This window comes from Frateuria flava (assembly GCF_017837635.1).
Lineage (GTDB): Bacteria > Pseudomonadota > Gammaproteobacteria > Xanthomonadales > Rhodanobacteraceae > Frateuria_A > Frateuria_A flava.
Genome location: NZ_JAGJRS010000010.1, coordinates 54323 through 78505 on the forward strand (window position 1 = coordinate 54323; position 24183 = coordinate 78505).

Consider the following 24183-nt stretch of genomic DNA (forward strand, 5'->3'; position numbering starts at 1 on the left):
GCCCAGACGCGCTCCCTCTCCCCGGCTGCGCCGGGGCGAGAGGGGGACAGAGCCAAGACGAGCGGCGGCGCTAACCCGTCAACGCATGCAGGAACGCATTGCGCCAGGCGGTCAGGTCATGCCGCTGCAGCACGTCCATCATCGACCGCCAGCGCGCGATGCGCTCGCGCTGGGGCATCGCCAACGCCCGCTCCAGCGCATCGGCCACTTCGACCGTGTCCGCCGGATTGACCAGCAGCGCCTCGGTCAGCTCCTGCGCCGCACCGGCGAAACGCGAGAGCACCAGTACGCCGGGATTTTTCGGATCCTGGCTGGCCACGTACTCCTTGGCGACCAGGTTCATGCCGTCGCGCAAGGGCGTGACCAGACCGACCCGCGCCACGCGGTAGTAGCCCGCCAGCAAGCTGTGCGGGAAGGACTGGTTGACGTAGCGGATCGGCACCCATTCCGGCGTGGCGAACTTGCCGTTGATGTGCCCGGCCATGCGCTCGAGCTCGCGGCGGATCAGGCGGTACTCGGGCACCGCGCCGCGCGAGGGCGGCGCGATCTGCAGCAGGGTGACGTGGCTGTGCAGCGCGGGCGAGCGTTCGAGCACGTGGGCAAAGGCCTCGAAGCGTTGTGCCAGACCCTTGGAGTAATCCAGCCGGTCGACGCCGATGATCAGGTCGCGGCCGTCCAGGCTCTGCTTGAACTCACGCACGGCATCTTCGGACATCGCCTTGCGCGCGACGTCGGCCACCTCCGCGGTATCGATGCTGATCGGGAACACGCCGGCGCGAAACAGCCGGCCGTTGGCGGCGCGTAGGCGGCCGCCGGGCCGCATCGCGCCGCCGACTTCGTGCAGGAAGTAGTCTTCCAGCGCGCGCAGGTCGCGCGCGGTGTGCAGGCCGACCAGGTCGTAGCTGGCCAGCGTTTCGAGCAGCTCGCGATGCTTGGGCAGTGCGATCAGCAGCGCGGCGGCCGGCAGCGGCGTATGCAGGAAGAAACCGATGCGGTTGCGCACGCCGCGCTCGCGCAGCATCGCCGCCAGCGGAATCAGGTGGTAGTCGTGCACCCAGATGATGTCGTCCGGTTCGAGCAGCTTGGCCAGCTCGTCCGCGAACACCGCGTTGACGCGCAGATAGCCTTCCAGATGGCTGCGCTGGTAGTCGACCAGGTCGGGCCGGTAGTGGAACAGCGGCCACAGCGTGCGATTGGCGAAGCCTGCATAGAAGTCGTCGTGGTCGGCCCGCGACAGGTCGATCGTGACGTAATCGATCGGGCCGTCGCTGAGCCGGTGCAGCTCTTCGGCACTTTGCGCGGCCAGCTTGCCGCTCCAGCCGAACCATAGCCCGCCGCGTTCCTGCAACGCCGCGCGCATGGCCGAGGCGAGGCCGCCAGTGGCGGTCTGCCTGGGCATGGCGACGCGATTGGACACCACCACCAGCCGTCCGGGCTTCTTGCCGGGACGGGTCATTGCAAGCCACCGAAGTGGCCGCCTTCACTCGCCGCCATAGCGGTTTGGCCGCTGGCGGCCGGATACAGCTCAAGCGTTGCGGTGTCGTCCACCGTTGTCGGCATCGATCGAAACTCCCTGTGCAAGGTCCTGCCCATGGCCGAGTGCGTCCCGCACCCGCTCCAGCCAAGCCTGGACGGCGGCCGGGCTAGGCAGCGTGAACCGCGCGTGGGTCGGCTCGCGATGGCCGACCCGCACGCTGCTGCCGCCCGCCTGATTGACCGCCTCGAAAGCGTGCTCGTCGGTGAGGTCGTCGCCCAGGTAGACCGGCGTACGGCCGGCAAAGGGCGGGTGGCGCATCAGTTCTTCCACGGCGCGGCCCTTGTCCATCCCGGCCGGCTTGAACTCCATCACCAGGTTGCCCGGCTGCAGTTCGTAGCCGGACAGGCCGGCGGCGACCGCCTCGGCGGCTTCACGCAGGGCGGGTAGACGGTCGGGCGCGCGTCGGCAATGCAGTGCCATGGCGTGTTGCTTGTCTTCCAGCTGCACGCCATCGAGCTGCGCGGCGAGCACCTGCACGGCTGAGCGCATGCGCGCCTGGTCGGTCGGGTCGACGGCAAGCTCCCGGTGACGGCCGTCGCCATAACGCAGCTCGTAGCCGTGCAGGCCGCCGAGCGCCCAGCCGGGGGTGTCGAACAGTCGATCGAGGTCCCTCACCCCGCGGCCGCTGACCAGGGCCAGGGCGCCACCAAGCTGGTCGTGCAGGCTTTGCAGCAGCGCCCGCAGCGCGGGCGATACACGCACGGCCGCCGGGTCGTCGGCAAACTCCAGCAGGCAGCCGTCCACGTCGAGGAACAGGGCCCAGCGCTGGTCCGGCCGGGGCAAGGGTGGCGCCGGCAAGGGGGCGCTCACGCTGGCGGGCTTGGATGAAGACATCCACGCAAGACTAGCAAAGGTGGCGTGAAAGGCCGGGCCACGAGAGGAAACGCACGTCCGGTTGCCCCCATCCGTCTGTCGGTATTTTCAACCTTGCACGGGCGAAGGCGCACGAGGACGGGATGCGCCAGGCAGCAATCCTTCCCCCGTCCACCGGGCCGTGCCCGAAGGGCGGATGGGCGAAGCCTGGGGGAAACCCGCCTACTGCTCGTCGTCCGCCGCCTCGATGCGCGGCGCCGGGGTCACCAGCAGCTTGTCGATGCGCGCGCCGTCCAGGTCGACCACCTCGAAGCGGATGCCGCGCCAGGCGAACACTTCGCCCACCTGCGGGATGTGGCCCAGCGCAGTCATCACCATGCCGGCGGCGGTGCGGAATTCGTGCTCTTCCTCTCCGGGTAGGCGCTCGACGTGCAGCAGTTCGCGCAGGTCCTCGGTGGAGAGCGAGCCGTCGATCAGCCAGCTGCCGTCCTCGCGGGGCACGATCGGCGGATGCTCCTCGTTGCCACCGTGGCCGAGCTGGCTGGCGCCGACCACCGCCGCGAGCAGGTCGTTGAGCGTGACCAGCCCCTCGATGTCGCCGTACTCGTCCACCACCAGCGCCATCGGCGTCTCGGCGTCGCGGAATTCTTCCAGCAGGTCCATCGCGCGTGCGGTGGCGGGAACGTACAGCGGCTTGGCCAACTGGCGGAAAAGCTCAGGCGTGCCGCCAGTCATGCCGCCGATCAGGCTCTTGACCTCCAGCACGCCGACCACGTCGCTCTCGTCCCCCTGGTACACCGGGTAGCGCGAGTAGGGGGTTTCGCGCATGACTTCGATGTTCTCCTCGCGCGAGGCCGACTGGTCCAGCCAGGCGATGCGCATGCGCGGGGTCATCACGCTGTCGACCGTGCGGTCGCCCAGGCGCAGCACGCGGTTGACCATGTTGTGCTCGTCGGCATCGAGCACGCCCTGTTCGGCGCTTTCGGCGACCAGCAGGCGGATTTCTTCTTCGGTGACCCGGCCGCTGCCCTGGTCGTTCACCCGCAGCAGCTTCAGCAGCAGCCCGCTGGAGCGGTTGAGCAGCCAGACGAACGGGCCGGTCAGTCGGGCCAGGAAAAGCATCGGCATCGCCACGAAGCCGGAAAGCCGCTCCGGCGCCGACAGCGCCAGTCGTTTGGGCAGCAATTCGCCGATCACGATCTGGATGTAGGAGATCACCACGAAGCCCAGAACGATGCCCAGCCCATGCGCATAAGGCGCCAGCCAGGTCATCTGGCCGCCCTGGAGCAACTGGGCGAAACGGTCGCCCAGCCGGTCGCCGGCCAGCGCGCCGGTGATCAGCATCACCAGCGTGATGCCCACCTGCACGGTCGAGAGGAAGTGTTCGGGCGCCTCGGCATGGCGCAGCGCCACGCGGGCGCGTCGGCTGCCCTGGGCCATCTGCTTGAGGCGGCTCTTGCGCGAGGTGACCAGCGCCATTTCCGACAACGCAAAAAAGCCGTTGAAAACCGACAGAAGGATGACGAGCGCGATATCGGTCAGCATCGCGGCGGGTGACTTCGGGGTCGCATGGGTGCGCAGTGTACGGGATGGCCGGCACGCCCGCAGCGGCGCGTGCATGGGTGGTGAAGGCGCCTTTCTGCCGCTGCCGCGGTGCCTCCTGTAACATGTTGCCGGTTTGAACCCACACTTCGGCTTCCAGGCACGCGCATGTTTTCACTGCAGACGATTTTCGGTAAGGGCGACAAGTTCTACGGCCTGCTTGAACAGAGTGCCGAAGCCGCCCACGGCAGCGCCACGGCGCTGCACCAGATGCTCGCCAACCGGGAGCGGGCACCGGTGATGGCCGATTTCACCGGTGCGCGTGCCCGCGAGAAGGCGCTTGCCGCCCAGATCAGCGAGGAACTGGTCAACACCTTCGTTACCGCGCTGGATCGCGAAGACATCGAGGCGCTCAATTCGGCGCTTTACAAGATCCCCAAGACGGTGGAGAAGTTCGCCGAGCGTTTCGCCATCGTGGGCGAGCGCGTGGCCGACGTGGATTTCGCCCAGCGCGCATGCGTGCTGGAGGAGTCCACCGCGGTCGTCGGCGAGATGATCGGCGAGTTGCGCCGCGGCCTGCGCATCGATCCGGTCAGGAAGCTGCAGGATCGCCTGCAGGCGCTGGAATCCGAGGGCGACCGCATGCTGCTGGCCCCTTACCGCTCGCTGTACATCGAAGGCCATGACGCAATGAAGGCGATGCTCGCCAAGGACCTGTTCGAGCTGATCGAGAAGGCGATCGACAAGTGCCGTGACGTCGGCAACATCGTCTATTCGATCGTCCTGAAGAACTCCTAAGGCCTAACGCAGATGAGCCTCGGCCTGGTCTTCGCGGTGGTGCTGATCGCACTCGCCTTCACCTACATCAACGGTTTCCACGACACCGCCAACTCGATCGCCACGGTGGTGGCGACCAAGGTGCTCAGTCCCGGCCAGGCGGTGTTGCTGGCCGCGGTGACCAACCTCATCGGTGCGTTGTGGGGCACCGCGGTGGCCAAGACCATCGCCGCCGGCCTGATCGACACGCACGTGGTCGATGCCGGTCCGCAATTGCTGATCTGCGCGCTGCTGGCCGCCACGGTGTGGAACCTGATCACCTGGTGGCTGGGCCTGCCCTCCAGTTCGAGCCATGCGCTGGTCGGTGCGCTGGTCGGCGCGGCGATCGCGTCGGCAGGCGACAACTTCGGCGCGGTGATCTGGTCCGAGGGTGGTGCGCACTGGTGGGCCGGCAAGGGCGTGATCCCCAAGGTGGTCGTGCCGATGGTGATATCGCCACTGATGGGCTTCATCATCGGTTTCGCGCTGATGGGCGCGCTCTATGCGCTGTTCGCCTGGCTGGCCAACCGCAAGGGCGGGTTGCAGCGGCTCGGCCGCACGCCCTTCGTCAATGCGTTCTTCGGCAAGGCGCAGATCGTTTCGGCCAGCGCCATGGGCCTGGCGCACGGCATGAACGACGCACAGAAGAGCATGGGCATCATCGCGCTTGCGCTGGCCGGCGGTACCGCCGCGGGGCAACTGGACCACCTGCCGCACTGGCTGGGCTTCCTGCGCATCGCCGGATCCGCCGAAGGCGGCTTCAACGTGCCGGCGTGGGTGGCGGTGGTTTGCGCGCTGACCATGGCGGCAGGTACCGCCGGCGGCGGTTGGCGCATCATCAAGACGCTCGGCCACAAGATGGTCAAGCTGCATCCGATCAACGGTTTCGCCGCCGAGGGCAGTTCGGCGGCCGTCATCCTCACCGCATCGGCGTTCGGCATCCCCGTGTCGACCACGCACAACGTGTCGGCGTCGATCATGGGCGTGGGCGCGGCAAAGCGCTTCAACGCGATCCGCTGGTCGGTGGTCGAGCGCATGGTGTGGGCGTGGATCCTGACGCTGCCGGTCACCGCGTTGCTCGCTTACGGCTTCGTGCGGCTGTTGCAGGTCTTCGCGCACTGACCGGCATCGCATCGCGGAAGCCCGCTTGCGGGCGATGGATTTGCTGGATGGGCGAAGAGCATTGCCCGTAAGCGGGCTCCTGCGGGTAGCCCTTTGTCAGAAGCTGTCGCCACCGCTGGCGATGATCTGCTCAAGCTGATCGCCCAACAGGCCCAGCTCGCCGATCAATCGCTCGAGCTCGCCGCTATCGAGAAACTCGTAGGGGCGGTTTTCGCACAGGTGCAGGAAGGGCGAGCCATCCAGGTCCGCCACGGCGAGGAAACCGGTGCGCTGCTCCCAGTTGAAGCGCAGGCAGCGGCGCGGGTCGGTGCCGGCCAGCGGGCCGATCGGCGTGGACAGGCGCAGGTAGCGCCGGCCGCTTTCGTCCTCCAGTTCGGCCAGGTAGATGCCCTGGTGGCGGCCGAGCGGCAGCGCCAGATCGAAGCTGATCAGGTAGGGGTCGTTCTGTCGCAACGCGTACTGGCTGCCGACGTGGGAACGCACGGCTTCGAAATGGCGCATGGCGGACTCCTTGATGCGGTCCCGATGGTAACCTCCCGCCGCATCGTGCCCAAGTGACGAGCCATGCAGGAAAGCCACGCCCGTGTCTACGCCGCCATCGCCGCCATCCCGCGCGGACGCGTCGCCAGCTATGGTGCGATTGCCGCCCGCGCGGGACTGCCGGGGCGCGCGCGGCTGGTCGGCAAGTTGTTGGGCGAGACGCCCGAAGGGATGGAACTGCCGTGGTATCGCGTGTTGCGTGCGAGCGGCCACGTGGCGTTGCCGCCGGGCAGCCGTGGCTTCCGCGAACAGTGTCGCCTGCTGCGCGCCGAAGGCGTCGAGGTGATCAACGGCCGCGTGCCGCTGTCGCGCTTCGGGCTGGATGCGGACCTGGACCGCGCGCTTTGGGGCATGCCCGTGTAGGGCTGCAGTCCACCGCCGGAAGGCGGAGGGCGGTGGGCTGAAAGCCCACCTTGCACTGCCGGCGACCTACAGTTGCTTCCGGCTTTGCCTACCGCCGACAGCGTGCGTCGCGGACGGGCGCGAAACGCCGCTTTGATAGCATGCACGCGATGTCCACCCGCGCCCTCGATCTCCTCCACAGCGTCTTCGGTTACGCCAGCTTCCGCGGCCAGCAGGAAGCCATCGTGCACGCGGTGGCCGAAGGCGGCGACGCGCTGGTGCTGATGCCCACCGGCGGCGGCAAGTCGCTGTGCTACCAGATTCCCGCGTTGCTGCGACCCGGCACCGCCATCGTCGTCTCGCCGCTGATCGCGCTGATGCAGGACCAGGTCGACGCTTTGCGCGAAGCCGGCGTGGCCGCTGCGTACCTCAACTCCAGCCTGGAGGCCGAGGACCAGCGCGAGGTCGAGCGGCGGTTGTTGGCCGGCGGCCTCAAACTGCTCTACGTGGCTCCGGAGCGACTGCTCACGGCGCGCTTCCTGGGGTTGCTCGAACGGATCGACGTGGGCCTGTTCGCCATCGACGAGGCGCATTGCGTCTCGCAATGGGGTCACGACTTCCGCCCGGAATACCGCGAGCTTGCGGTGCTGGCCGAACGGTTTCCGCAGGTTCCGCGCATTGCGCTCACGGCCACCGCGGACCCTCGCACGCGCGAGGAGATCGTCGAGCGCCTCGGCCTGGGTCGGGCGCACCAGTTCGTTTCCAGTTTCGACCGGCCCAATATCCGCTACCGCGTGACGCTCAAGCACAACCCGCGCACGCAGCTGATGCAGTTTCTCGATGGCCATCGCGGCGAGGCCGGCATCGTCTACGCGCTGAGCCGCAAGAAGGTCGACGACACCGCCGCCTGGCTGGCCGAAGCGGGGATCGAAGCCCTGCCGTACCACGCGGGGCTGGATGCGCGAACCCGCGCGGCCAACCAGCAGCGCTTCCTGCGCGAGGACGGCGTGGTGATGGTGGCCACGGTCGCCTTCGGCATGGGCATCGACAAACCCGACGTGCGCTTCGTCGCCCACCTGGATCTGCCCCGTTCGATGGAGGGCTACTACCAGGAGACCGGGCGCGCCGGTCGCGACAGCCTGCCGGCCGAGGCCTGGATGATCTACGGCCTGTCCGACGTGGTGACGATGAGCCAGATGATCGCCCAGTCCGATTCGGCCGACGAACGCAAGCGCATCGAACGGCAGAAGCTCGAAGGCCTGCTCGCCTTCGCCGAGGCCACGCGCTGCCGGCGCGAACTGCTGCTGGGCGCTTTCGGCGAGGACTTCCAGGGACCTTGCGGCAACTGCGACAACTGCCTGGAGCCGCCGAAAACCTGGGACGCCACCGTTCCCGCGCAGAAGGCGCTCTCGGCCGTCTACCGCAGCGGCCAGCGTTTCGGCGCCGGCCACGTGATCGACATCCTGCGCGGCATCGAAGGCGAGCGCATGCGCCAACTGGGACATGAGCGCCTGACCACCTTCGGCATCGGTGCGGACATGGACGAGAAGGGCTGGCGCTCGGTGTTCCGTCAGTTGCTCGCCGCCGGCCTGCTGGAAGCCGATGCCGAGGGCTACGGCACGCTGCGCCTCACGCCCGCCAGCCGGGCCGTGCTGACCGGCGGCCAACGGGTGCTGCTGCGCGAGGACGCCCGCCCCGTGCGCAGTGCCCGTCGACGCCGCGACAGCCAACTCGTGACCGGTACCAGCCTGGGCATCGAAGCCTACGAACAGCCGCTGTGGGATGCCCTGCGCGGGCTGCGCACCCGGCTGGCCAAGCAGCAGGGCGTGCCGCCGTACGTGGTGTTCCACGACGCCACGCTGCTGGCCATGCTGCGCGCCATGCCCGCCAACGAAGACGAACTGGCGGACGTCAGCGGCGTGGGCGAGGCCAAGTTGAAGCGCTACGGGCGCGATTTCCTCGCGGTCATCAACGCGCCGGGATAGGGCCGTGCCGGCACGGTAGGCCCTGGCCTGCAGCGTGCCGTGCAAGCGGCCTCTACGCCGATTTCACGCATTGGCGCACGGTTCAACCGGGCCGATCCCCCGCAAGTCGGGATGGACACCTTTGATCACGCTGCCAGGCAGTGGGCCTGCGACGAAATGGTCGGGCCGGACGTGACGTTTCGGTGGTGCACTGCGTTGCAGGACGGCATCCGTCTGGCCCGTTGGACCGAGCACGCCGCCGCCGGAGTCGAGGCTGCCCAGCCGGCGGTTTCATCCGCCGATGGAAGGTGGTCGAGTCCGGCGTCCTTCCACCGATATCGACGATATTTCAGTAGCTTACCGTGCCTGGCAGGCGACACCAGGCGCTGAGGCCACCGTTTCACCGGGCTGTAGCGGCGCCAGCCAGGCGTCGTGCATGCCCTTGGTCCACCACTGCCAGCCCTCGCCCACGTAGCGCGCCCCGCTGGCCGACATCGCGACCGTGAGCCGGTAGGGAGCCCCGTCGATCGCCAGCCGGACGTGGTCGGCGTCCCCATAGGTGGCCTTCACCGCGCGACCGTCGCTGCACCGGTAAGTGGCCTCGGTACTGGGCCGAGGCGGCTGGCAGGCGGCCGGCAGAAGGGTGGCCAAGGCCAGCAGAAGGCGGGAAGGGTGCATCGGCTTCTCCTTCGCTTTGTGAACACGGTCGCGCTCCGGGGGTGTAAAGATGCGGCGCGGGCGTCCCCATGCCTTGATGACAGACGCTTGGTTATAGTGCGCGGATATCCCACCGAGGCATATCGATGGACAGCCCTGGCCAGACTCCCGTTCTTTCCCACTCCAAGCGATCGTCCGGACCGCAGGGAACCCGGCTGTTCTCCGCCGAGGAACTGCGGCAGGTCGCCCGGGAAGCCGCCCCGGTCCTGCTCGGCCGCGCCAGCGCCGCCGCTCCGGTGCTGGAGGGCGCCACCGGCGAGCTCCAGGGCCAGCGGATCTCCCTGCGCCCCGGCCGGCAGACGATCGGCCGGCGTGGAGACAACGACATCGTGCTGGACGATTTGAGCGTGTCGGCTTCGCACGCGTGGATCATGAACCAGCAGAACCACTACGTGGTCATGAATACCCTGTCGACCAACGGCACCTTCGTCAACGGCAAGCGCGTCCACGAAGCGACCCTGCGGCACGGCGATCGCCTCCGCTTCGGCCAAGTGGAGTTCACCTTCCTCACCCGCGAGCGCGGCGCCGGCGTTGCAGCCCGGCACGGGTGGGTGGCGCTCGGCGCGGCGGCGCTGGTGGCGATGGGAGTGGCGGCATGGTGGCTGGTCTGACGCCAGCCACGGAGGAGCGCGCGATCCCGCCGACGGTGGGACGCTACCGCATCGAGGGCGTGCTCGGTGCGGGCGCGATGGCGGTGGTCTACGCCGGCTTCGATCCGGACATCCAGCGCCAGGTTGCCATCAAGTGCCTGCGCAACGCGGTGGCAGCGGACCCTGGCTACCGGGCGCGCTTCGTCACCGAGGCGCGAGCTGTCGGTCACCTGACGCACCCGCACATCGTCACCCTGTTCGACGTGGGCGAGATGGATGACGGCCGGCCCTACATCGCGATGGAGCGCCTCTCCGGCGATACCCTCGCCAGCCGCGTGGCACGTGAGGGATTTCCCGCGTTGCCGGTCATCCTCGGGCTGGTCGAGCAGATCGCCGGCGCACTCGATTACGCGCATGCCCAGGGTGTCATCCACCAGGACATCAAGCCGGAGAACATCATGCTCTCCGACGGCTGGCAGCATGCCAAGGTGAGCGACTTCGGCATCGCCGAGCGGCGCGACCCGCGCAGTACCGGCGCGCCTCGCCGCGAGGTCGGCGGTACGCCTGCCTTCATGGCGCCCGAACACCTGCAGGGCGAACGCACCGACGCGCGCAGCGACCTGTTCTCGCTGGGCGTGGTGCTGTTCTGGCTGCTCAGCGGCAAGCTGCCCTGGGAAGAAACCGGTGACGTCCGGCGCCTGGTGGCCGAGCGCCAGCGCGTGCCGCAGCCCACGCTGCAGCCGCGCGATCCGTTCACGCCCTCGATCCTGCTGGATATCGTGCAGACCCTGCTCGCGCCCGCGCCGCAGGACCGTTACCAGCGCGGCGCCGAATTGATCGACGACCTGCGTCTGGCCCTGCGCGAATACGAGCGCCTGCACGAAAAGCCGATCGCCACGCGGCTGATTTCGCTGCGCCTGCGCTGGGCGGGCATTCTGGCCTCGGTGCTGAGCCTGACGCTGCTGATTGGCCTGGCGGCGATCTACTCGCGCCAGAACACGGCCGTCACCGGCCTGGCGCAGGATTACGGGCGTTCGCTCGGTCGCATGGTCGCCAGCGAGGCGGCGGAGAACCTGCTGCTGGACGACCGCGCCGCCACGCGCGCACTGGTGCAGGACATCGCGCGCAACAAGCAGATCTACTACCTGGCCGTCGCCAACCGCTACGGCGAAGTGATCGCCAGTACCCGCGACGACGAGCTGGGGAAACCGCTGCCGTTGCGAACCAACGAGGCGTTCCTGCCGGGTGCGGGCGACATCGCCAGTTACCGCGTGCGGCTGCCCGATGGCGACGACTCCGGCGAGATGCTGGTGTTCGACGTGCCGGTCAATTACCAGACCGCTCAGGTCGGCCAGCTGCGCCTGGGGATCAGCGACGCTCCCTTGCGTGCCGCACAGAAGACCACGCTCAAGGCTATCGTCTCGGTCCTGCTGGTGACCCTGGCGGCGGTGACCGGCGCGGCTTACTGGTTGTTCCGTCGCTTGCTCGGTCTGCTCGATGTGCTCGGCGAGGCATTGCTGCGGGTCGGTCGCGGCGACTTCGGCCACCGCATACGGCTGGTGCGCCACGACGAACTGGGACGACTGTTCACCGCTTTCAACCTGATGTGCAACGCCCTGCAGGCGCGCGAGCGACGCCCGCGACGCCCCAGTGCCAAGCCGACCGCGCCGCTGGAGCTACCCACCCGCATCCTGCCCGCGGCGGAGCCGGTGAAGGACCGGGCGACGCGGGACTAGCGCGGGCCGCCGCCGCACGACGGACGGGCCCGAAGCTGCCCGGTTCGTCCAGATCGGACGCGTCCGGCCCCTCAAGGACACGCCGGCTTGCGGAGCTCCTGAGCCTCAGTACTGCTTCAACCGCTGCTTGAGCTCCATCGCCCGGGCCCGATACACGGTTGCCGGCTCGAAATCCGGCTCGATCGCCAGCACGCGGTTCCACAGCGAAATCGCCTGGTCCAGCTGCTGATCGCGGTAGAGCACGATCGCACGCTGGTGGTAGACCGACACCAATTGCTTGCGCAGCGCCCTGGCGTCGGCATCGGAAGCCGGCAGTTGCGGATCGACATCCAGTGCCTGGTCCATCCGTTCCAGCGCCTCGCTGCGCTGGCCCTTGTGCAGCAGCGCGAGGCTTTCGTTCTGCAGGCGGCGTGCCTTGGCCATGCCCGAATCGCCGGCGGCCACCTCCGGGGCGTTATCTCCCGAGGACCGCACCGGGCCTTCCGGCCGCGAGCCGGCGGCCAGGCGTGAGGCGGGCATGCGCAGTGTCTGACCCACGCGCAACATCGAGGGGTCGGTCGAATCGTTGTAGCGGGCCAGGATCAGGAACCGCGCGCCATCGCCAAGGAAGCGTGCGGCCAACGTGCTGTAGGAGTCGCCGGGGCGCACCACGTAGGGGCGCGAGGCATGGCCCAATGCCTCCTCCGGGTCCACCGTGAGCTGGCGCAACAGTGCCTGGGCAGCACGATCGTCCGGGTTGGCGTCCAGATAGCGGCGCAATTGCCGCTCGCCCTCGGCATAGTGGCCCGACTGCAACTGTCGGTTGATGATCGAGGCGAGCGAGGGCGGTGGCGCCTCGTCCACTGGGGCCGGTGCCGGGGCGGGCGCACGGGCGGGTGTCACCGTGACCGTCGGCTTGCGATGGCCGGTCATGCGGGCCTTCAACTGCTGCAGTTGGGCACAGCCGCCCAGACCGACGGCCAACAGGCCGACCAGCACCAGCGGTCCCAGTCGCGGGCCTTGCGCGGCAAAGCGCGTGTCTTGCGAGTTCTGCACCGATTCCCTCATACCTGTCCGATACCCATGTCGCCCGCCATGCGACGGCGGGCGAGTCGCTTCCACAGCCGGCGGCCGTGGGCGCGCAACCAGTGGGCCCAGCCTATCCGGGCAAAGATCAAGGAGACATTGTCGCCTTCGGCGCCCCCACGCTCTATCGCCCGGGACAGCGCTTCCTTGAGCGCGTGGCGCAGGTTGCTCCGTCGCGCGAACCGGCCCAGTTCCTCCGTCGAAAGCCGCTCCCACACGCCGTCGCTGCACAGCACATAGGACTGGCCCGGGCGCAATGAAGCGAAGCCATGCTCGACCTGGGGCGGCTGTGGCCCGCCCAGCCCACGCAGCAGCATGTGCTGGTCGATGTCACTGCCCATCGCCTCGGCGGCGAGCTCACCTCGGGCGACCTTCAGCTGCGCCACGCTGTGGTCCTCGGTACGCCCGAGGCAGCGCCCGTGCTGGAAGCGGTAAAGCCGGCTGTCGCCGACGTGCGCCCAGCAGGCGCGCCGCCCGCGGACCAGCAGCGCGACCACCGTCGAGTGCGGCTCGGCACCGACCAGCCCTTCGCCACGGCGCCGCAACTCCGCGTGCGCGCATTGGCACAGCGCTTCAAGGAACAGGGGCCCCGGCTGCTCGCGCCACAGACCCTGCTGCCACAACCGGCGAGAGATCTCGATCACGCCGGCGGAGGCCAGTTCGCCGGCACCGTCGCCGCCCATGCCGTCGGCCAGGACCAACAGCCGCGCGTCGGTGGCCGGGTCGTGCAGGCAGATGCAGGCATCCTGCTGGGTGGCGCGGCCGCCGCGCGCGCGGCCAGCCGCGACTGCCGGTATCGCCTGGGCTTCCTCGATCCCCTGATCCATCGTCCGGCCCCCTGCCCGAAGATGCCCAAGAGCATAGCGCCTGGATCACCGTTGTGCCGGTGCGCGGGCTCAGCGCGGCAGTGCAACCTGTGCGCCGGCGGATCGGAGAGTCGAGCTATTACATGTCGAACTTGGCGAGCTCGAAGCCGCGTTGCTGGTATTCGCGCCAGCGGTCGCGCGAGCCGGTGCGTTCGGCCGGGTCTGCCGCCACCACTTCAAGCACGCGCTCGAAGCGCCCAGCCGGGCAGGTCTCGCGCAGGTTGATCAGCAGCGGGCGGTCGGCGGTATCGATGCCCGGCGGCACGATCAGCACGGCGGTATGCGCGTCGTCGTCGTCACCGGCGAGCTGATGCGGGATGTACGCGTCGCTGTCGAAATCCCACAGCAGCTCGTCCACCGCCTCGGCCTGTTCGAAGTCGCGGGTGAGGATCAGCGTCGGCTGCTGCGCCGCGTAGGCGCGACGGGCCAGCTCGCATACCAGCAGCAGTGGCTGTTCGCGGAAGCGCGGCTTGTCGATCAGGTAGAAGTCGGCGCGGGGCATGGTCGACTCGGCAAGAGGAAGGGAACTCCGGCGCCGCGCGCGCGGCGCCGAAGCGCGGGCATCAGCCGGCGCGGTCGATCAGCCACTGTGCCAGCAGCGGCACCGGACGGCCGGTCGCCAGGCCCTTGCGGCCCTCGTCCCAGGCGGTCCCGGCGATGTCCAGGTGCGCCCAGCGCTGGCCCTCGGTGAAGCGCGACAGGAAGCAGGCGGCGGTGATGGCGCCGGCGCTCTTGCCGCCGATGTTGGCCACGTCGGCGAAGCCCGATTCGAGCTGCACCTGGTAGTCGTCCCACAGCGGCAGGCGCCAGGCGCGGTCGAGCGTGTTCTCGCCGGCGCCCAGCAGTTCGGCGGCCAGGTCGTCGTGCTTGCTCATCAGGCCGGTGGCGTGCTTGCCCAGCGCCACGACGCAGGCGCCGGTCAGCGTGGCGGCGTCGACGATCGCCCTGGGCTGGTAGGTCTGCGCGGTCCAGGTCAGCGCGTCGCACAGGATCAGGCGGCCTTCGGCGTCGGTGTTGAGCACCTCGATGGTCAGGCCCGAAAGGCTGGTGAGCACGTCGCTGGGGCGGTAGCTGTCGCCGTCGGGCATGTTCTCGGCCGACGGCACGACGCAGACCAGGTTGAGCTTGAGCTTCATCTTCACCGCGGCGACGAACGCACCGAGCACGCCGGCCGCACCGCCCATGTCGAACTTCATCTCTTCCATGCCCGCGCCGGGCTTGAGGCTCAGGCCGCCCGAATCGAAGGTGATGCCCTTGCCGACGAAGGCGTAGGGCTTGTCGCCCTCGGCACCGCCCTTGTATTCCAGCGCGATCAGGCGCGGCTTGTTGGCCGAGCCGCGGCCGACCGCCAGCAGCGAGCCGAAGCCGAGCTTTTCCATCTCCTGGTGGTCGAGCACGCGGCAGCTGACGCCTTCGTTGGCTTCGGCGAAGGTCTGCGCGCGCGTGGCGATGTAAACCGGGGTGCAGATGTTCGGCGGCAGGTTGGCCAGCTCGCGGGCAAAGCGCACGCCCTCGGCGATCGCCACGGCCTGGTCGAGGCCCGCTTTCGCCTCGTCGCCGGCGGCGAAGGCGACCGACTGCAGCTCCGGCTGCGCGCTCTTCTCGCGCGGCTTGAAAGTGGCGGTGTAGCGATAGGCCGCGTGGTCGGCGGCCAGCGCCGCGGTGCGCACGCGCCAGGCGGCATCGCGGCCGGGCACGTCCACTTCGGTAAGGAAGGATACGGCCGAATCGACCGGCAGCTTGCCCAGCGCGCGGATGGCTTCGAGGGCGACCTTCTGGAAGCGCGGCGCATCGAAACTCTTCTGTGCCCCCAGGCCTACCACCAGCACGCGGCGGGCCGCGACGCCGTCCGGCGCGAACAGCACGCTGACGCTGCCGGCCTTGCCGTTGACGTCGCCGCTTTCGACCTGGCGCTTGATCGCGCCCTCGGCCGCGCTATCCACACGGGCGGCCGCGCTGGTGAGCAGGCCGTTCTCGTAGACACCCACCACCAGGCATGGCGTGTCGACGGTTTCGGGCGAGGTGCTGGCGGCGACCAGACTGAACTGAAGCGTCATCGGGAGGGGTCCTGCGAGGTAAGAAATGGGCTGACCGGCTAGACTTGGCGGTCGGGATGATCTGTTCAATTCTACGCAGGCGGCATGATGTCCAGAAGGCTTGCAGGGTGGGGTGCGTGGCGCCGGCAAGGCTGGCTGCCTTGCCAAGTCGCGCGCCCCGGCCTGCGAGCCTTCTGGACATCACCCCGTCGTTTGATTCCTATCGCTGGGGCCGGCTCTGTCTGTCCACAGGCGTGCGGTGCGCCGCCTCGACAGACAGCCAGTCTGCCTTCGACGACGCCCTACCCGCCTGCGAACAGACAGAGCCGGTGACGCCTGCGTAGAATTGAACAGAGCATCCCTAAGCGCCGGCCTGCGGTGCGAGACCTTCAATCCTATCGCATGCTGAGCATCCTCGACCGATACTTCCTGCGCGAGCTGGCCCAGACCGTGGCGGCCACGACCATCGTGCTGGTCGCGATCATTACCGGCACGACCTTCGCCAAGGTGCTGCAACAAGTCGCCGGCGGCAGCTTCCCGGCCAGCGTGATGTTCCCGGTGCTGGGCCTGCGCACGCTCGACGGGCTTACCAACCTGTTGCCGCTGGCCGGGTTCCTCGGCGTGATGATGGCGCTGGGCCGCATGTACCGCGAAAGCGAGATGCACGTGCTGGCCTCCTCCGGCATGGGGCCCGGTGGCCTGCTCAAGCCGGTGGTGATCCTGGCCGGCATCATCGTGCTGGTCACCGGCGTGGTATCGCTTTGGCTGGGTCCGTGGGCAGTGCGCACTGCCGATACGCTGGTGGCCGAGGCCAACCGCTCGGTGATCGCCGCGGGGCTGGACGCCGGCCGCTTCACCGAGCTGCCGGGCAAGGGCGGCATCATTTTCGTCGATCGCTTGAGTCGCGACGGCAGCGTGCTTGGCAAGACCTTCGTCGCCACCGAAAGCACGGACAGCGAGGGCGTGCGCCAGCTCAAGGTGGTCACTGCCACGGGCGGGCAACTCTACCAGGAGAGCAACGGCGAAGGCCGCTTCATGGCGCTACGCAACGGCTGGCAGTACAAGATTCCGCTCGGCCACGACGACTGGTGGCGCATGCAGTACGCGCGCAACGACGTGGCGCTGTCCGACGTGAAGGCGGACGAGGAAGAAGATCCGGCGCACTCGCAGGGCACCTGGGCGCTGGCTACCTCGCCGTCTCCCGACGCGCGTGCCGAGTTCGCCTGGCGCATCCACGCGCCGCCGATGGCGTTCGTGTTGTTGATGCTGGCGCTGCCGCTGTCGCGGCAAAGCCCGCGCGAGCCGCGTTACGGGCGCATCCTGCTGGCGCTGCTGGGCTTCTACTTTTATTACCTGCTGCTGGCGCTGGGCCGCGCGCAGATCGGCAAGGGCCACTGGGCCAATTCGATGCCGCTGCTGCTGGTGCACCTGCTGGCGCTGGCGCTGGCGGGGTGGTTGTTCTGGAAGCAGCACGCGCCGCGCAAGTCGCGCGGGCCACGCAAGGCGGTCGCGTGATGGGCCTGGCGATCAAGCGGGTCGACCGGCTGGTCGGCCTCACCGTGCTCGGTTCGCTGCTGACCACCTGGCTGGTGCTGACCGGTTTCGACGTGGTGACGCAGCTGCTGCGCCAGCTCGGCTACGTGGGGCGCAACGGGTTCACCACGTTTGATGCGGTCAGCTACGTGCTGGTGACGGTGCCAAGGCGCCTGTATGAATACTTCATCTTCGCCGCGGTGATCGGCGGCCTGATGGGGCTTGGCAGCCTGGCCGGCAATGGCGAGCTGACCGCGCTGCGTGCTGCCGGCATGTCGCGACTGCGCATTGCCGCTTCGGCGGCCGGCGTGGTGGCGGTGCTGATCGTGGGCGTGACCCTTCTGGGCGAGACGGCCGCACCCTGGGGCGACCAGAAGGCGCAAGCCATCCAGCTGCGCATGAAAGCCAACCATCTGGGCCTGTCCGGCACCACCGGGTTGTGGGCGCGCGACGGCAACCACATCGTCAATGCCAAGGCCACGCTGATCAAGCAGGTGCAGGGCCACAACGTGGTGGAACTGGCCGACGTGCGCGTGTTCACGCTCACGCCGGACGGGCAGATCGACCGTTTCGACTGGGCGAAGTCGGCGCAGAACGATGGGCGCGAGTGGATCCTCAAGGGCGTGCGCACGACCACGCTGGATGCGAGCGGCACACATACCACCAGTCGTGCCAGCGAGCACTGGGATACCCGGCTCAATCCGCGCGTGCTCGAGCAGTCGGTGACCCAGCCGCAGTACCTGCCGATGCGCGACCTCTATCGCAACATGAGCTATCTGGAGCGCAACGGCCAGAACCCGGGCATCTATGCGGTGACCTTCTGGGGTCGTGTGCTCTACCCACTCAACACGCTCGTGCTGGTGCTGTGCGCCATGCCGTTCGCCTTCGGCGCGCTGCGCTCCGGCGGTCTGGGCAAGCGTATCTTCGTGGGCATATTGCTGGCGATCGGCTGGTACTTCCTGCAGAAGGCGCTGGTCAACTTCGCCACCATCTACGGCGTGCCGCCGCTGCCTGCCAACCTGTTGCCCGCGGTGGTGCTTGGGCTGGGCGCATGGCTGTACTTCCGCAAGCGCAGCTGATGCTTCGGTAGGAACGACCCTGTGCGCGACCGTGCGGCAGGGCGGTCGGCACCAGAGGAAATGCGTATGAGCAAGCACACCGCCGAACTGGCTTGGCTCCGCGAAGACCAGTCTTTCCTGGACAACCGCTACAGCCGGCGCCACATGGTGCGTTTCGATGGCGGCGAGCAACTGCCGATGTCCTCCTCGCCGGCCGTGGTGCCGGTACCCCTGTCCGATCCCTCGGCAGTGGACCCGGAGGAGGCCTTCGTCGCCTCGCTGGCGAGCTGCCACATGCTGTGGTTTCTCAGCCTGGCGGCGGGCCAGGGCTTTCGCGTGGACAGCTACCGCGATGCGGCGATCGGCAGCATGGGCCGTGACGGGCAGGGCCGCACCGTCATGCGTGAGGTACTGTTGCGCCCGCGCGTGGATTTTTCCGGCGATACCCTGCCCAGCCGCGAACAGGTCGAGCAGCTGCATCATCAGGCGCACGAGACCTGTTTCCTGGCCAACTCGGTGCGCTGCGACGTGCGCTGCGAGCCGGTGTTCGAATGAACATCCCGCCGCCGGGCGTGGTGATCTTCGACTGCGACGGCGTGCTGGTCGACAGCGAGCCGATCGCCAACCGCGTGTTCGCGCGGATGCTGGCCGAACAAGGGCTGGTTTTCGACGCCAGGCAGATGGACGAGCTGTTCCTAGGCCGCACCATGGCACATTGCCTGGCGCTGGTTGCCGACCGGCTCGGCCACGCCTTGCCCGACGACTTCGAAGCCAGGCACGACCGGCACCTGTTCGACGCACTGGCGGCGGAGCTTGCGCCGGTGCCAGGTGTGGTGCAGGTGCTCGATGGGCTGGCGCTGCCGTTCTGCGTGGCCTCCAATGGCGGGCCGGACAAGGTGCGTTTGAGCCTGGAGCGGGTCGGCCTGCTGCCACGCTTCGAGGGCCGCCTGTTCAGCGCGGCTGAAGTGGCGCGCGGCAAGCCGGCGCCGGACCTGTTTCTGCACGCCGCCCGCGCCATGGGTGTGGCACCCGCGGCTTGCGTGGTGGTCGAGGATTCGCCGGCCGGTGTCGCCGGTGGCGTGGCGGCGGGCATGACGGTGCTCGGCTTCGCGGCCCACACACCGGTCGCGCGACTTCGCGACGCCGGCGCGCACCGTATTTTCACCGCGATGAGCCAATTGCCCGCGCTACTGGACGCGATGGCGCCCACCGGCGCCACCGCTTCGCTGTAGGACCGCATCAGTGCGCGACCGTGATCCGTGCGGCGGCGCCCAAGCTCACGCCTGCAGCGGAAGCTAGCCTTGCTGCTGTCGCCGGCGGCGCGTGAAGCGGCCGATCAGCAGCGGCACCAGCGCCAGCAACGCGATGGCACCCAACGGCAGCAGGACTTCGCGATGCAGGAAAAGGCCCAGGCCGATGCGGTCGCTTTCCCTGAGCGCATGGCCCAGGCCTGCGCCGATCGAGGTTTCGAAGATCAGCGCCACCGTGCCGCCGAGCCAGGTGGCGCCGACGAAAAGCCACAGTGGGCATCGCAGCCAGGCCAGGCAGACGGTGATCAGCCCGAACGGCGACACCGGTACGAATCGCAGGAACAGCGTGTAGCTGACCGGATGCTTTTCAAATCCGTGATGCAACCGCGCCACCAGCGCCGGCGGGTGGCGGCTGCCCGCACCGAAAGCGTAGCGGCTGGCCAGGAACAGGATCAGCGAGCCCAGAGTCAGTCCGATCGACGACCACGTCGTGCCTTCGAGCACACCGAAAGCGAAGCCGCCGGCGAAGATGATGATCACTGTCCCGGGGATGCCGGTGGCCATCGCCAGCGTCAGCAGGCCGATGTAAGCCAACCGGCTGAGCCACGGGTGGGAGGCGATCTGCGCGTGCAGCTCGCCCTGGTGCGCGACCAGCTGCTCGGGGTTGAGCCGGTCCAGCGCGCCGGAGGCGAACAGCACCACGCCGGCGACCACCAGCAGCAGCAACGGCAGGGCGGCGCGCAGCCGGGTCAATAGTGCGCTCCGCTCTGGCCATAGTCGGCGAGCACCGCGCGCGCCTGCTCGCGCAGGATGTCGCGACGCACCGCGATGCCGCGGCGTTCGAGCTGGCTGACCCAGTCGGCCGGCAGCGGGCCCTCGTCGAAGGTGGTGAGCGACTCGACGTCTTCGGCGCGCGCGCCGATCAGCAGTTCGTCGATGCCGGCCCACACGGTGGCGCCGTAGCACTGGCAGCATGGCTGCGCGCTGGTCGCCAGGATGAAGCGGCCGTTGCCGCCCGCGTTGAGCCGGAAGCTCGCCAGGCGCTGCTGCGCCAGCATGTAGGCCATCATCTCTGCGTGCGCGACCGAGCAGGTTTGCGGCACCACCCGGTTGACGCCGGCGGAAACCAGCCGCCCGTCCTCGTGGAATACGGCGGCACCGAACGGGCCACCATGGCTGCGCGCCACGTTCTGTCGCGCCAGCTCGATGGCCAGGCCCACGCGTTCCTCATCGGTGAGGTAGCGCCGGCTCGTATCCGCCACCTCGCCGACCCAGGGCGGCAGGGTGAGATGCAGTTGCAGGGGCAGCAGCACGTCAGGCCTGCTTGGCCCAGGTATCGCGCAACGTCACGGTGCGGTTGAACACCGGCGCCTCCGGTCGGTGGTCGATGCGGTCGGCGACGAAATAGCCCAGCCGCTCGAACTGGAAGCGCTGTTCCGGCTCGGCGCGGGCGGCCGCCGGCTCCAGCCAGCCGCGACCGACACGCTTGGCATCGGCGTTGATGTGCTCGATCCAGCGCTTGCCATCGCTCTCGTCGTCCGGTGCCGGTACGTCGAACAGGCGGTCGTAGAGGCGCACCTCGGCAGCCACGGCATGGCGCGCGCTGACCCAGTGGATGGTGCCCTTCACCTTGCGGTCGGCGCCCGGCAGGCCGGCGCGCGACTCCGGATCGAGCGTGCAACGCAGTTCGATCACGTCGCCGGCGGCGTCCTTGACCACTTCATCGCATTTGACGATGCCCACGCCGCGCAGGCGGACTTCGCCGCCGGGGACCAGGCGCTTGAAACCCTTGGGCGGCACTTCGGCGAAGTCCTCGCGCTCGATCCACACTGTGCTGCCGAAGGGCACCTCGCGCGTGCCGAAACTCTCGTCCTTTGGATGGTTGGCGAAGACGAGCGTTTCCTCGTGGTTCCCGGGCAGGTTGGTGAGGGTGAGCTTGAGCGGATCGAGTACGGCCATGCGTCGCGGCGCGGTGGCGTCCAGGTCCTCGCGCACGCAGTTCTCGAGCAGTGCGTAGTCGATCACGCTGTTCTGTTTGCTGATGCCCAGGCGCTCGATCAGCAGGCGCAGGCCGGCCGGCGTGAAGCCGCGGCGGCGCAGGCCGCGCAGGGTGTTCATGCGCGGGTCGTCCCAGCCGTCGACCAGGCCTTCGTTGACCAGCTGCGCGAGCTTGCGCTTGCTGGTGATGCAGTAGGAGAGGTTGAGGCGCGAGAACTCGATCTGCCGTGGCTTGGCCGGCTTGGCTTCGAGGCCGGCGTCGACCACCGATTGCCACAGGTCGGGATGCGCGGCGAGGTCGACGTTGTCCACGCACCAGTCATACAGCGGGCGGTGGTCCTCGAACTCCAGCGTGCACAGCGAATGGGTGATGCCCTCCATCGCGTCGGACAGCGCGTGCGCGAAGTCGTACATCGGGTAGATCGGCCAGGCATCGCCGGTGTTCTGGTGGGCGATCTTGCGGATGCGGTACAGCGCCGGGTCGCGCAGGTTGATGTTGCCCGAGGCCATGTCGATCTTCGCGCGCAGCGTCTTGCTGCCGTCGGCGAATTCGCCGGCGCGCATGCGCTTGAACAGGTCGAGGTTTTCCTCGATCGAGCGGTCGCGGTAAGGCGAGTTGCGGCCTGGCTCGGTGAGCGTGCCGCGGTATTCGCGCACTTCATCGGCCGACAGGTCGTCCACGTAGGCCTTGCCGTCCTCGACCAGCTTTAGCGCGGCGCGGTAGAACACATCGAAATAGTCCGACGCGTGGCGCAGGTCGTGCCACTCGTAGCCCAGCCAGCGCACGTCATCCTTGATGCCGGCGACGAACTCGGGGTCTTCCTTGCCCGGATTGGTGTCGTCCAGGCGCAGGTTGCACCAGCCGCCGAACTCGCGCGCGATGCCGAAGTTCAGGCAGATCGCCTTGGCGTGGCCGATGTGCAGGTAGCCGTTGGGCTCGGGCGGGAAGCGGGTGCGGATCGCGGTGTGCTTGCCGCTGGCGAGGTCCTCGCGAATGATCTGGCGCACGAAGTCCCGCGGCAAGTTTTCCTGGGCAATGGCTTCGGGGTTTTCGCTGGACATCGGTGCGGCTCGTACGGGCGTGGGCGGAAACCGGGGAGTTTACCCTTAAGTTGCGCATGTGCCCGTGGGTCGTGCGTCAGGGCGTCATGGCTGGGCCCGGCGGAAGAAGTCGCCCCCAGACACACCACCTACTACGTCAACCGCCAGCTTCCCGCGCACATCGACGAGGGCCGCTCGCTTTCGCGCAGCGACGTCGCCGGGATCAGGCAGCTGCTGGAGCAACGCGACGCCCATATCCGCATGCTTTATGCGGAAAACACCGCACTGCGCCAGGCGCAGGACCGCGGACTGGCCGGGCATCTGCTTTACCTGGCCAAGCGCGCTTACGTGGGGTTCCGCCGCTAGCCGCGGGCGGGGCTTGCCGCCCCGCGGGGCGCGCAGTAGCGTGGCCGCATGCGCATCGCCTACCGAGCCGAAAGCCTGATCGACGCCCATTTGGTGAAGGATGCGCTGGAGCGCGAGGACATTCCCGCGTTCGTGTCCGGCGAGTACCTGACCGGCGCGGTCGGCCAGCTCCCCGCGCTCGACTACGTCGCCGTGATGGTGCCCGAGTCCTCGGCCGAAGCCGCCGAGACGGTGGTGCGCCAGGTCGAGGCGCAGCTGGCCGAGGCGCGTGCGTCGATCGACGATTGGGACGGCGACGCGCAACTGGCGACCGATACGCCGTGACCGCACAGGCTCCCCTGACCGCGGCGCCCGGGGCGCCGCCGGCGTCGGTCGGCCGCATGGCGCTGGGCGCGATGCTGCTGTCCACCACCAGCATCTTCGTGGTGCTGGCGCAGGTGGCGCCGACCGTCTCGGCGTTCTACCGCATGCTGTTCGGCGGGGTGATGCTGCTTGGCTGGGTGGTGCTGACGCGGCGCTGGGTACGCGTCCGCTGGCGCGACCTCACGCTCGCGCTGCTGCCAGCGCTGGGGTTCTCGCTCGACCTGATCTTCTGGCACCGCTCGATTCTCTGGGTCGGACCGGGCGTGGCCACGCTGCTGACCAACTTCCAGGTGTTCCTGATGGCGCTGGTCGGCTGGTGGATCTACCGCGAGCGGCTCGGGCGATGGTTCGTGCCGGGCCTGGCGGTGGCGCTGGGCGGGCTGTGGCTGCTGGTCGGTGCGCACTGGTCGCTGTTCGACGCACGGCATCGGCTGGGCGTGTGGTTCGGGCTTGCCAGTGGCGTGGCCTATACCTTGTACCTGTTGAGCTTCCGGCGGGCGCTCTCCGGGCACACGGCGTTGTCGGCGGCACAGTTCCTGGGCTTGATGAGCCTGCTGAGCGCGGGGCTGCTGCTCGCCTGGGGCGGTGTCGAGGGCGACACCTTCGCACTGGCGACGGCGCGCAGCTGGAGCGCGTTGCTGGCCTTGGGATTCTTCGGCCAGGTGGTCGCCTGGCTGTTGATGGTGCGCGCGATGCCGTTGCTGCCGGCGTCGCTGGTGGGGCTGCTGCTCCTGTTGCAGCCGGCGCTGGCTTTCGTGCTGGACGTGCTGTTGTTCAAGCGCCCGACCGGTCCCGGCGACTGGCTGGGACTGGCGCTGGCCCTGGCCGGCATCCTGCTCGGGACGCTGCGTAAACGGTGAGCGTCTCTGCAGGAGCGCACCTTGTGCG

General features: G+C 68.6%; 24 protein-coding genes. 12 read left to right on the plus strand and 12 right to left on the minus strand.

What is annotated here, in order from left to right; translation table 11 throughout:
• Positions 1-70: 70 nt before the first annotated feature.
• From otsA to J7I44_RS04575, 3 genes are all read right to left on the minus strand, one after another.
• The gene (gene otsA / locus J7I44_RS04565; RefSeq protein ID WP_209616510.1) at positions 71-1456 is read right to left on the minus strand and encodes an alpha,alpha-trehalose-phosphate synthase (UDP-forming); all 1386 of its coding nucleotides are present in this window, start codon (positions 1454-1456) and stop codon (positions 71-73) included.
• Positions 1457-1525: 69 nt separating this feature from the next.
• On the minus strand, positions 1526-2347 hold the full coding sequence (gene otsB / locus J7I44_RS04570) for a trehalose-phosphatase (RefSeq protein WP_209616513.1): 822 nt from the start codon (positions 2345-2347) through the stop codon (positions 1526-1528).
• Between the two features lie 225 nt (positions 2348-2572).
• A complete protein-coding gene (locus J7I44_RS04575) occupies positions 2573-3895 on the minus strand; it encodes a hemolysin family protein (protein WP_209616516.1) in 1323 nt (440 codons plus the stop codon).
• A 165-nt stretch (positions 3896-4060) separates the two neighbouring features.
• Here J7I44_RS04575 and J7I44_RS04580 point away from each other — a divergent pair, with 165 nt between their 5' ends.
• Together J7I44_RS04580 and J7I44_RS04585 are read left to right on the plus strand one after the other, a co-directional pair.
• Positions 4061-4690, plus strand: a complete 630-nt coding sequence (locus J7I44_RS04580) for a DUF47 domain-containing protein (protein ID WP_209616520.1) — start codon at positions 4061-4063, stop codon at positions 4688-4690.
• A gap of 12 nt (positions 4691-4702) precedes the next feature.
• Positions 4703-5830 (plus strand): inorganic phosphate transporter, encoded by a 1128-nt coding sequence (locus J7I44_RS04585; protein ID WP_209616523.1) that lies wholly within the window; start codon positions 4703-4705, stop codon positions 5828-5830.
• Positions 5831-5926: 96 nt separating this feature from the next.
• On the opposite strand, the gene J7I44_RS04590 is transcribed toward J7I44_RS04585, so the two are convergent.
• Entirely contained in the window at positions 5927-6331 is a 405-nt protein-coding gene (locus J7I44_RS04590; RefSeq protein WP_209616526.1) for a hypothetical protein, read from the minus strand.
• A 63-nt stretch (positions 6332-6394) separates the two neighbouring features.
• On the opposite strand from J7I44_RS04590, the gene J7I44_RS04595 reads away from it, so the two are divergent.
• Both J7I44_RS04595 and recQ read left to right on the plus strand, forming a co-directional pair.
• On the plus strand, positions 6395-6733 hold the full coding sequence (locus J7I44_RS04595; protein ID WP_209616529.1) for an MGMT family protein: 339 nt from the start codon (positions 6395-6397) through the stop codon (positions 6731-6733).
• Between the two features lie 149 nt (positions 6734-6882).
• A complete protein-coding gene (gene recQ, locus J7I44_RS04600; protein ID WP_209616532.1) occupies positions 6883-8697 on the plus strand; it encodes a DNA helicase RecQ in 1815 nt (604 codons plus the stop codon).
• 336 nt (positions 8698-9033) lie between these two features.
• Here the strand turns inward: recQ and J7I44_RS04605 are convergent, their stop codons facing one another.
• Positions 9034-9354, minus strand: coding sequence for an MliC family protein (locus J7I44_RS04605; protein ID WP_209616536.1), 321 nt, complete (start codon positions 9352-9354; stop codon positions 9034-9036).
• A gap of 125 nt (positions 9355-9479) precedes the next feature.
• Here J7I44_RS04605 and J7I44_RS04610 point away from each other — a divergent pair, with 125 nt between their 5' ends.
• A complete protein-coding gene (locus J7I44_RS04610) occupies positions 9480-10004 on the plus strand; it encodes an FHA domain-containing protein (protein WP_209616540.1) in 525 nt (174 codons plus the stop codon).
• Complete coding sequence (locus J7I44_RS04615; protein WP_209616544.1) at positions 9989-11719, plus strand: protein kinase domain-containing protein; 1731 nt, start codon at positions 9989-9991, stop codon at positions 11717-11719. The genes J7I44_RS04610 and J7I44_RS04615 overlap by 16 nt, the downstream gene beginning before the upstream one ends.
• 105 nt (positions 11720-11824) lie before the next feature.
• On the opposite strand, the gene J7I44_RS04620 is transcribed toward J7I44_RS04615, so the two are convergent.
• From J7I44_RS04620 to J7I44_RS04635, 4 genes are all read right to left on the minus strand, one after another.
• Positions 11825-12754 (minus strand): LysM peptidoglycan-binding domain-containing protein, encoded by a 930-nt coding sequence (locus J7I44_RS04620; RefSeq protein WP_209616546.1) that lies wholly within the window; start codon positions 12752-12754, stop codon positions 11825-11827.
• 8 nt (positions 12755-12762) lie between these two features.
• A complete protein-coding gene (locus tag J7I44_RS04625) occupies positions 12763-13611 on the minus strand; it encodes a PP2C family protein-serine/threonine phosphatase (RefSeq protein WP_209616548.1) in 849 nt (282 codons plus the stop codon).
• Between the two features lie 118 nt (positions 13612-13729).
• Complete coding sequence (locus J7I44_RS04630; protein ID WP_209616551.1) at positions 13730-14152, minus strand: DNA polymerase III subunit chi; 423 nt, start codon at positions 14150-14152, stop codon at positions 13730-13732.
• 61 nt (positions 14153-14213) lie between these two features.
• Complete coding sequence (locus J7I44_RS04635) at positions 14214-15707, minus strand: leucyl aminopeptidase (protein WP_209616555.1); 1494 nt, start codon at positions 15705-15707, stop codon at positions 14214-14216.
• Between the two features lie 381 nt (positions 15708-16088).
• Between J7I44_RS04635 and lptF the strand changes: the two genes are divergently transcribed.
• The 4 genes from lptF (at position 16089) to J7I44_RS04655 (ending at position 19509) form a co-directional block, all read left to right on the plus strand.
• A complete protein-coding gene (gene lptF, locus J7I44_RS04640) occupies positions 16089-17201 on the plus strand; it encodes an LPS export ABC transporter permease LptF (protein ID WP_209616557.1) in 1113 nt (370 codons plus the stop codon).
• A complete protein-coding gene (gene lptG / locus J7I44_RS04645; RefSeq protein WP_209616560.1) occupies positions 17201-18298 on the plus strand; it encodes an LPS export ABC transporter permease LptG in 1098 nt (365 codons plus the stop codon). Before lptF ends, lptG begins: the two co-directional genes overlap by 1 nt.
• A gap of 66 nt (positions 18299-18364) precedes the next feature.
• Positions 18365-18832 carry an OsmC family protein gene (locus tag J7I44_RS04650; RefSeq protein ID WP_209616563.1) on the plus strand — a complete coding sequence of 156 codons (468 nt, stop codon included), beginning with the start codon at positions 18365-18367 and terminating at the stop codon, positions 18830-18832.
• Complete coding sequence (locus J7I44_RS04655; RefSeq protein WP_209616566.1) at positions 18829-19509, plus strand: HAD family hydrolase; 681 nt, start codon at positions 18829-18831, stop codon at positions 19507-19509. The genes J7I44_RS04650 and J7I44_RS04655 overlap by 4 nt, the downstream gene beginning before the upstream one ends.
• A gap of 63 nt (positions 19510-19572) precedes the next feature.
• Here the strand turns inward: J7I44_RS04655 and J7I44_RS04660 are convergent, their stop codons facing one another.
• The 3 genes from J7I44_RS04660 to J7I44_RS04670 are packed head-to-tail and all read right to left on the minus strand — an operon-like array spanning position 19573 to position 22587.
• The gene (locus J7I44_RS04660) at positions 19573-20280 is read right to left on the minus strand and encodes a TVP38/TMEM64 family protein (RefSeq protein WP_209616569.1); all 708 of its coding nucleotides are present in this window, start codon (positions 20278-20280) and stop codon (positions 19573-19575) included.
• The gene (locus tag J7I44_RS04665; RefSeq protein ID WP_245187938.1) at positions 20277-20837 is read right to left on the minus strand and encodes a nucleoside deaminase; all 561 of its coding nucleotides are present in this window, start codon (positions 20835-20837) and stop codon (positions 20277-20279) included. Before J7I44_RS04665 ends, J7I44_RS04660 begins: the two co-directional genes overlap by 4 nt.
• Positions 20838-20841: 4 nt before the next feature.
• Positions 20842-22587, minus strand: a complete 1746-nt coding sequence (locus J7I44_RS04670) for a glutamine--tRNA ligase/YqeY domain fusion protein (protein WP_209616575.1) — start codon at positions 22585-22587, stop codon at positions 20842-20844.
• Positions 22588-22980: 393 nt separating this feature from the next.
• On the opposite strand from J7I44_RS04670, the gene J7I44_RS04675 reads away from it, so the two are divergent.
• Both J7I44_RS04675 and J7I44_RS04680 read left to right on the plus strand, forming a co-directional pair.
• Complete coding sequence (locus tag J7I44_RS04675) at positions 22981-23256, plus strand: putative signal transducing protein (RefSeq protein ID WP_209616578.1); 276 nt, start codon at positions 22981-22983, stop codon at positions 23254-23256.
• Positions 23253-24155, plus strand: coding sequence for a DMT family transporter (locus J7I44_RS04680; protein ID WP_209616581.1), 903 nt, complete (start codon positions 23253-23255; stop codon positions 24153-24155). The genes J7I44_RS04675 and J7I44_RS04680 overlap by 4 nt, the downstream gene beginning before the upstream one ends.
• Positions 24156-24183: the final 28 nt, after the last annotated feature.